8 protein-coding genes and 1 pseudogene are annotated in these 8,169 nt (G+C 69.5%); 2 read left to right on the top strand and 7 right to left on the bottom strand.

Translation table 11 applies throughout. From position 1 onward, the window contains the following. The 3 genes and pseudogenes from AB0K09_RS25350 to AB0K09_RS25340 form a co-directional block, all read right to left on the bottom strand. A pseudogene (locus AB0K09_RS25350) lies at positions 1-447 on the bottom strand (hypothetical protein); the annotation flags it as partial. A gap of 111 nt (positions 448-558) precedes the next feature. Further along, complete coding sequence (locus tag AB0K09_RS25345) at positions 559-756, bottom strand: DUF397 domain-containing protein (protein ID WP_366067688.1); 198 nt, start codon at positions 754-756, stop codon at positions 559-561. An 11-nt stretch (positions 757-767) separates the two neighbouring features. Beyond that, positions 768-1,106 (bottom strand): Scr1 family TA system antitoxin-like transcriptional regulator, encoded by a 339-nt coding sequence (locus tag AB0K09_RS25340; RefSeq protein WP_366067689.1) that lies wholly within the window; start codon positions 1,104-1,106, stop codon positions 768-770. Here AB0K09_RS25340 and AB0K09_RS25335 point away from each other — a divergent pair. Next, on the top strand, positions 1,101-1,340 hold the full coding sequence (locus tag AB0K09_RS25335) for a hypothetical protein (RefSeq protein ID WP_366067686.1): 240 nt from the start codon (positions 1,101-1,103) through the stop codon (positions 1,338-1,340). The two genes, AB0K09_RS25340 and AB0K09_RS25335, sit on opposite strands and share 6 nt — an antisense overlap. On the opposite strand, the gene AB0K09_RS25330 is transcribed toward AB0K09_RS25335, so the two are convergent. The 4 genes from AB0K09_RS25330 to dnaK are packed head-to-tail and all read right to left on the bottom strand — an operon-like array spanning position 1,337 to position 5,524. Continuing rightward, the gene (locus AB0K09_RS25330; RefSeq protein ID WP_366067685.1) at positions 1,337-1,789 is read right to left on the bottom strand and encodes a helix-turn-helix domain-containing protein; all 453 of its coding nucleotides are present in this window, start codon (positions 1,787-1,789) and stop codon (positions 1,337-1,339) included. The genes AB0K09_RS25335 and AB0K09_RS25330 overlap by 4 nt on opposite strands. A 4-nt stretch (positions 1,790-1,793) precedes the next feature. Beyond that, positions 1,794-2,960 carry a molecular chaperone DnaJ gene (gene dnaJ, locus AB0K09_RS25325; protein ID WP_366067684.1) on the bottom strand — a complete coding sequence of 389 codons (1,167 nt, stop codon included), beginning with the start codon at positions 2,958-2,960 and terminating at the stop codon, positions 1,794-1,796. A 45-nt stretch (positions 2,961-3,005) separates the two neighbouring features. After that, on the bottom strand, positions 3,006-3,668 hold the full coding sequence (grpE, locus tag AB0K09_RS25320; RefSeq protein ID WP_366067683.1) for a nucleotide exchange factor GrpE: 663 nt from the start codon (positions 3,666-3,668) through the stop codon (positions 3,006-3,008). Beyond that, the gene (gene dnaK, locus AB0K09_RS25315; protein WP_366067682.1) at positions 3,665-5,524 is read right to left on the bottom strand and encodes a molecular chaperone DnaK; all 1,860 of its coding nucleotides are present in this window, start codon (positions 5,522-5,524) and stop codon (positions 3,665-3,667) included. Before dnaK ends, grpE begins: the two co-directional genes overlap by 4 nt. Before the next feature lie 328 nt (positions 5,525-5,852). Here dnaK and AB0K09_RS25310 point away from each other — a divergent pair, with 328 nt between their 5' ends. Beyond that, positions 5,853-8,138 (top strand): (Fe-S)-binding protein, encoded by a 2,286-nt coding sequence (locus AB0K09_RS25310; RefSeq protein ID WP_366067681.1) that lies wholly within the window; start codon positions 5,853-5,855, stop codon positions 8,136-8,138. The last annotated feature ends 31 nt before the right edge of the window (positions 8,139-8,169 follow it).

The raw sequence follows: 8,169 nt of genomic DNA, 5'->3' as shown, positions 1-8,169 counted from the left end.
CCTCGGCCCGGCCCGCAGCAGGACGGCCACGGTCCGGACAGCGGCCGTCACGGGCAGCCCGCCCCGCGTCACGACGTCCCCAGGCCCCAGCGCCAGCCGGTGCAACCGCCCGCCCCGCACATTGGCCCGGCTCCCGGGCGGTCCGATGAGGTCGACCCGCTCCCGCAACACCTCGATCCCGTGCGCCACGGCCGCCGACCAGTGGCTCACCACGAGCTGCGGGTGCGAGAGCTGGTTGGCCCACACGAGGACGCCGGCGTCCACGGCCCGCCCCGGCTCCACCCACACCCCGCCCCACAGCTGCCGCCACCCCTCTTTGACGAACACCCGGTTCAACCGCCGCCGCGTCCACCCGGCACCCGCGTCCGCCAGGACGCGCGCGGTGACCACGACTCCCCCATGCGCACGAGCCAGCGCCCGCAGGGCCGCGCCCTCCTCCCCCGTCACGGGGTGAGTGTCCCGTGGCGGGGGCAGGGCTGCCAGGCCTGTGGATAACCGGGGGGCGCGGTAGGAAGGGGACGGGGCGAGGGCCGGTGGGGCGGTGGGAGTGTCGCAAACCTACCGCTGACGTGGCATCAAGCCGCCGGAGCCGGCGACACGTATGAGCGCGTCGAGCGCGCGGGGGGTGGCGGTGAGGACGACACCGGGGGCGTCGCTTTCGCGCACTCTTATGGCGCCGGCCACCGGCGCGGCCAGCTCCACGCAGTTGTTGTCCGGGCCGGTCCCGGAGAAGGAACTCTTCCGCCACACCCGCATCTCGGCACCCCTCACAGTTCTCTCGCGACGCCCAGGACGAAGTCTCGGCTCGCCTCGACCCCCAGGGCGAAGCGCTCAAGTGTTCGCTGAACGGCCCGGTAGCGCTCAAGCTGGTCCTCGGCGTCAAGGAAGACGCTGCCGTGGACGTGGTCGACCTGGACGGTGTCGAGCTTCGGGACGCTGCTCGTCAGGTATTGCATCGCATAACCCATGCAGACGAAACCCTCGGCGGAGAACGGCACGATTCTGACGTCGATGCCGGGCCGCTCGGAGGCCGCCACGATGAAGTCGAGTTGTTCGCGTGCCACTTTGCGGTCGCCGACCTTCATACGCAGCGCCGCCTCATGAATGAACGCCGTGAACGGAGGCGCGTCCGCACGCTCGAACAGCTCCTTGCGCCGCCCGACCCGTACGCCGGGCGGGGGCTGATGCTGGTGCGGGCGCTCGCGGACCGGTGGGACTTCTTCCCGCTCGCGCGGGACGCGTACGGCGCGCCGTCGAAGGCCGTCTGGTGCGAGATCGACAGAAGGCCCGCCACCCGAGTGGGTGACGGGCCTTCAAGAGCCCCGGAAGCCGAGCGCTAGCGGTCCCGCTTCGGGCGCCAGACGACGAGCGCGCTCGTCTGCTGGACGTCCTGGTACGGGACCAGGTCGCGCCGGTACGAGGCGTGGACCGCGGCCTCGCGCTGCTGCATCGCCGCGGCGGCGCCCTCGACCACGGACTGGAGTTCGGCCACACGGGCGCTCAGCGCCGCGACCTGGTTCTCCAGCTCGATGATGCGCTTGATGCCCGCGAGGTTGATGCCCTCGTCCTGGCTGAGCTGCTGCACCTGGCGCAGGAGCTCGATGTCGCGGGCGGAGTAGCGGCGGCCGCGGCCGGCGGTGCGGTCGGGGGAGACCAGCCCCAGGCGGTCGTACTGGCGCAGGGTCTGCGGATGCAGGCCCGACAGCTGGGCCGCCACGGAGATGACGTAGACGGGGGAATCGTCGGTCAGCTCGTAGGGGTTGCTGCGGCGCCGGCCGGTGCCTTCCATGGGGTCACGCTCCCTTCGCGGCCTGGAACAGCTCTGCTCGCGGATCCTCGCCGGCGGTGGCGGCCCGGAGGTTCTCCAGGGCCTCGCGGGCCTTGTCGTCGAGGTCCTTCGGGACGGCGATCTCCACGGTGACCAGGAGGTCGCCGCGGGTGCCGTCCTTGCGTACCGCGCCCTTGCCCCGGGCGCGCATCGTGCGGCCGTTGGGGGTGCCGGCGGGCAGCTTGAGGGTGACGGGCGGGCCGCCGAGGGTCGGGACCCGGATCTCGCCGCCGAGGGCCGCCTCCACGATGGTGACGGGCACGGTGACGGTGAGGTTGTCGTCCTTGCGTCCGAAGACGGGGTGGGCGCCGACGTGCACGACGACGTAGAGGTCGCCGTGGGGGCCGCCGCGCTCGCCCGGGGCGCCCTTGCCGCGCAGCCGGATCCGCTGGCCGTCGGAGACACCGGCCGGGATGCGGACCTGCATGGTGCGGGCGGAGGTGGCGCGGCCGCTGCCCTTGCAGACGTCGCAGGGGTTCTCGGGGATGAGCCCGCGACCCTTGCAGTCGGGGCAGGGGTCGGTCAGCGAGAAGCCGCCGCCGGTGCCGCGCGAGACCTGGCCGGTGCCGACGCAGGTCGGGCAGACGCGCGGGGTGCCGTTCTTGTCGCCGGTGCCGGCGCAGGTCTTGCACGCCGCGGAGGAGGACATCCGCAGGGGCACGGTGGCCCCCTCGACGGCCTCGGTGAAGCTGAGCGTCACCTCGGACTCGATGTCCTGGCCGCGGCGCGGCTGGGTGCGGGTGCCGCCGCGGTTGAACAGGCCGCCGAAGACATCGCCCAGGCCCCCGCCGAAGCCGCCGCCCCCGGGGCCGCCCTGGGCGCCCCCGAAGAGGTCGCCCAGGTCGAAGTTGAACGAGCCGCCGGCGCCCGGCCCGGCACGGAAGCCTCCGTTGCCGAACAGGGCGCGCGCCTCGTCGTACTCCTTGCGGCGCTTGGGGTCGGCCAGGACGTCGTTCGCCTCGGAGATCTCCTTGAAGCGCTCCTCGGCCGAGGCATCGCCCTTGTTGGCGTCCGGGTGGTACTCGCGGGCGAGCTTCCGGTACGCCTTCTTGATCTCCGCCTCGGTGGCGTCCTTGGGGACGCCGAGGACCTTGTACAGATCCTTTTCCAGCAAGTCCCTGCTCAGGCTCATCCTCGACGTCCCTCCTCCCGTGTCCTGACGGTTGCCCGCTGTGCGTCAGCCCTTGTCCGGGCCACCGCTCTCCTCGTCCGGCGCATCGTCCTCGGCCTTGGGCTGGGCGCCCGGCTGCGGCTCGGCGACGGCGACCCGCGCGGGGCGGATCGTGCGCTCGCCGATGCGATACCCCGGCTGCAGGATCTGCACGCACGTCGTCTCCGTGACGTCGGGCGCGTAGCTGTGCATCAGGGCCTCGTGCACCAGCGGGTCGAAGGGCTCGCCCTCCTTGCCGAACTGCTGCAGGCCCATCTTGGCCGCGATCGTCTCCAGCGACTCGGCGACGGACTTGAAGCCGCCGACGAGCTCGCCGTGGTCACGGGCGCGGCCGATGTCGTCGAGGACGGGGAGGAGCTCGGACAGGAGGTTCGCGACGGCGATCTCCTTGACCGTGGCCCGGTCCCGCTCCACGCGGCGACGGTAGTTCTGGTACTCGGCCTGGAGCCGCTGGAGGTCCCCGGTGCGCTCGTTGAGCGCGGCCTGGGCCTGGTCCAGCTGCGCCTGGAGGCCTACCTCGACCAGTTCCTCATGTCCCGAGGGGCCGGCCGGGGCCGGGCCCGCCTTGTCGGCGGACCCGGCGCCCTGCGCGGCGTCGTCGGATTCGGCGGCGTCGGAAGTGCCTTCAGGCTTCTCGTTCTCGTCAAAGCCCGGGGTCTCCTCCGTCACGCGGCACCACCCTTGGGCTTCTCGTCGTCGACGATCTCGGCGTCCACCACGTCGTCCTCGGCCTTGGCCTGGCCGGCACCGGCGGCGGCACCCTCGGCACCGGCGGCGGCACCCTGCGCGGCCTGGGCGTCGGCGTACATGGCCTGGCCGAGCTTCTGGCTCACCGCGGCGACCTTCTCGGTCGCGGTGCGGATCTCGGCGGAGTCCTCGCCCTTGAGCTTCTCCTTCAGCTCGGCGACGGCCGTCTCGACCTCGGTCTTGACCTCGGCCGGGACCTTGTCCTCGTTGTCCTTGAGGAACTTCTCCGTCTGGTAGACGAGCTGCTCGCCCTGGTTACGGGTCTCGGCGGCCTCGCGGCGGCGGTGGTCCTCCTCCGCGTACTTCTCGGCCTCCTCGCGCATGCGGTCGACCTCGTCCTTCGGCAGCGAGGAGCCGCCGGTGACGGTCATCTTCTGCTCCTTGCCCGTGCCCAGGTCCTTCGCGGTCACGTGCATGATGCCGTTGGCGTCGATGTCGAAGGAGACCTCGATCTGCGGGACGCCGCGGGGGGCCGGCGGGAGACCGGTCAGCTCGAACATGCCGAGCTTCTTGTTGTACGCGGCGATCTCGCGCTCGCCCTGGTAGACCTGGATCTGCACGGACGGCTGGTTGTCCTCGGCCGTCGTGAAGATCTCCGAGCGCTTGGTCGGGATCGTGGTGTTGCGCTCGATGAGCTTGGTCATGATGCCGCCCTTGGTCTCGATGCCGAGGGACAGCGGGGTGACGTCGAGCAGCAGGACGTCCTTGACCTCGCCCTTGAGGACACCGGCCTGGAGCGAGGCGCCGATGGCGACGACCTCGTCCGGGTTGACGCCCTTGTTGGCCTCCTTGCCGCCGGTCAGCTCCTTGACGAGCTCGGCGACGGCCGGCATACGGGTCGAACCGCCGACGAGGACCACGTGGTCGATCTCGCCGAGGCTGATGCCCGCGTCCTTGATCACGTTGTGGAACGGGGTCTTGCAGCGCTCCAGCAGGTCCGCGGTCAGCTGCTGGAACTGGGCGCGGGAGAGCTTCTCGTCCAGGTGCAGCGGGCCCTCGGCGGACGCCGTGATGTAGGGCAGGTTGATCGTGGTCTCGGTGGACGAGGACAGCTCGATCTTGGCCTTCTCGGCGGCCTCGCGGAGGCGCTGGAGGGCCATCTTGTCCTTGGACAGGTCGACGCCGTGGCCGTTGGCGAACTGCTTGACCAGGTAGTCGACGACGCGCTGGTCCCAGTCGTCACCACCGAGGTGGTTGTCACCGTTGGTGGCCTTGACCTCGACGACGCCGTCGCCGATCTCCAGCAGCGAGACGTCGAAGGTGCCGCCACCGAGGTCGAAGACGAGAATGGTCTGGTCGTCCTTGTCGAGACCGTAGGCCAGGGCGGCCGCGGTGGGCTCGTTGACGATGCGCAGGACGTTCAGACCCGCGATCTCGCCGGCCTCCTTGGTGGCCTGGCGCTCGGAGTCGTTGAAGTACGCCGGGACGGTGATGACCGCGTCCGTGACCTTCTCGCCCAGGTACGCCTCGGCGTCGCGCTTCAGCTTCTGGAGGATGAAGGCGGAGATCTGCTGGGGGTTGAAGTCCTTGCCGTCCAGGTTGATCTTCCAGTCGGTGCCCATGTGGCGCTTGACCGACCGGATGGTCCTGTCGACGTTGGTGACGGCCTGGCGCTTGGCGACCTCGCCGACCAGCACCTCACCGTTCTTGGCGAAGGCGACGACGGACGGCGTGGTCCTGGCGCCCTCGGCATTGGTGATGACGGTGGGCTCACCGCCTTCGAGAACACTGACGACGGAGTTCGTCGTACCCAGGTCGATGCCGACCGCACGTGCCATGTCGATTCCTCCAGCTGACTTGAGTGGAACAGGCTCAAGGGTGCAACACCGGAACGAACCTGTCAACAGACTTGAGTCGATCACGCTCAGCTTTTATGCGGCGCTTACCGGGGATCCGGGCCCCACCTGGTCCGATGCGCACGGGCGGGGCGCCGAGGGGAGGAGAACGGGAGGGGGAAGGCGAGGGGAAGGGTCGCCTGGGCGACGCAGATCACCGGCAGGTCGGGTTCAGGGGCCCGTGAATACTGGGTAATGTCGGCGGAGACTGAAAAAGTTACTACCTAGTAATTCTTGATTCTCCGCTCTCGCAGGTCCGAGGAGCCCTCCCATGCAACTCGCCGCGATCATCGTGTCGCTGGTTCTCATCGCGGTCGGCGTCGCGCTGTTCGGCCGTGCCCTCCTGCAGCTCTACCGCTTCGTGCGGCTCGGCCAGCCCGTCCCCGCAGGCTCCCGGACCGACGACCCCGCGCAGCGCACCGTCACGGTGGCCAAGGAGTTCCTCGGCCACACCCGCATGAACAAGTGGGGCGTCGTCGGTGTGGCGCACTGGTTCGTGGCGGTGGGCTTCTTCTCACTGCTGCTGACGATCGTCAACGCCATCGGCCAGCTGTTCAAGGCCGACTGGATCCTGCCGATCATCGGTGACTGGGCCCCGTACAACGTCTTCGTCGAGTTCCTCGGCACGATGACGACGCTGGGCATCCTGGCCCTCATCGTCATCCGGCAGCTGAGCAGGCCGGGCAAGGCGGGCCGCAAGTCCCGCTTCGCCGGCTCCAACTTCGGCCAGGCGTACTTCGTCGAGGCCGTCATCCTCATCGTCGGCGTCTGCATCTTCATGCTGCACGCGCTGGAGGGCGCCCAGCACCACGTGGACGGCTACGAGGCCTCGTTCTTCGTCTCGTACCCGGTCGTCTCGGGGCTGGAGGGGCTGGACGTCTCCACGCTCCAGAACCTGACGTATTTCTTCGCGGGCCTGAAGATCGCGACGTCCTTCATCTGGATGATCACGGTCTCGCTGAAGACCGACATGGGCGTGGCCTGGCACCGCTTCCTGGCCTTCCCCAACATCTGGTTCAAGCGCGAGGCGAGCGGCGACGTGGCGCTCGGCGCGCTGCAGCCGATGACGAGCGGCGGCAAGCCGATCGACTTCGAGGACCCGGGCGAGGACGACGTCTTCGGCGTCTCGAAGATCGAGGAGTTCTCCTGGAAGGGCATCCTCGACTTCTCCACCTGCACCGAGTGCGGCCGCTGCCAGTCGCAGTGCCCCGCCTGGAACACCGGCAAGCCGCTCTCCCCCAAGCTGCTGATCATGTCGCTGCGCGACCACGCGCACGCCAAGGCGCCGTACCTGCTCGCCGGTGGCGGCAAGTCCGCGGAGGGCGAGGAGAAGGCCACCGAGGAGCAGCTCGCCGGGGTGCCGAAGGCGGCTCTCGCCGAGGCCGAGCGCCCGCTGGTCGGCACGCTGGAGGAGAACGGCGTCATCGACCCGGACGTGCTGTGGTCCTGCACCACGTGCGGCGCCTGCGTCGAGCAGTGCCCGGTCGACATCGAGCACGTCGACCACATCGTCGACATGCGCCGCTACCAGGTGATGATCGAGAGCTCCTTCCCGTCCGAGGCGGGCACGATGCTCAAGAACCTGGAGAAGAAGGGCAACCCCTGGGGCCTGGCCAAGAAGCAGCGCCTCGCGTGGACCAAGGAGGTCGACTTCGAGGTCCCGGTCGTCGGCAAGGACGTCGAGGACCTCACCGAGGTCGACTACCTCTACTGGGTCGGCTGCGCCGGCGCCCTGGAGGACCGCGCCAAGAAGACCACGAAGGCCTTCGCCGAGCTGCTGCACATGGCGGGCGTGAAGTTCGCCATCATGGGCGGCGAGGAGGCCTGCACGGGCGACTCCGCGCGCCGCCTGGGCAACGAGTTCCTCTTCCAGCAGCTCGGCCAGCAGAACGTCGAGATGCTCAACATGGCGTTCGGCGAGGACTCGGAGGACGAGTCGACGAAGAAGCCGAAGTCCAAGAAGAAGATCGTCGCGACCTGCCCGCACTGCTTCAACACCATCGCGAACGAGTACCCGCAGCTCGGCGGCGAGTACGAGGTCATCCACCACACGCAGCTGCTGCAGCACCTCATCGACGAGGGCAAGCTGATCCCCGTCACCCCGGTCGAGGGCCTGATCACCTACCACGACCCCTGCTACCTGGGCCGCCACAACAAGGTCTACACCCCGCCGCGCGAGATCATCGCCAAGGTGCCGGGCCTGCGCAACGAGGAGATGCACCGCCACAAGGAGCGCGGCTTCTGCTGCGGCGCCGGCGGCGCGCGCATGTGGATGGAGGAGCGCATCGGCAAGCGCATCAACAACGAGCGTGTCGACGAGGCGCTGTCGCTCAACCCCGACATCGTCTCCACCGCCTGCCCCTTCTGCCTCGTCATGCTGACCGACTCGGTCAACGGCAAGAAGAACGACGGCAAGGCCAAGGAGTCGATCCAGGTCGTGGACGTGGCCCAGCTGCTGCTGGACTCCGTCAAGACCCCGGCCGCCCCGGAGGGCGACGGTGACGGTGACGGCGAGAACGCGACGGCTCCGGAGCCGGACCCGGAGCCGGTGAAGTAGCCCCTTCCGCACCCATGACAACGGCCGGGCC

It is taken from the genome of Streptomyces sp. NPDC049577 (assembly GCF_040675635.1).
GTDB lineage: Bacteria > Actinomycetota > Actinomycetes > Streptomycetales > Streptomycetaceae > Streptomyces.
This window is presented reverse-complemented; position numbering and strand designations above follow the sequence as displayed.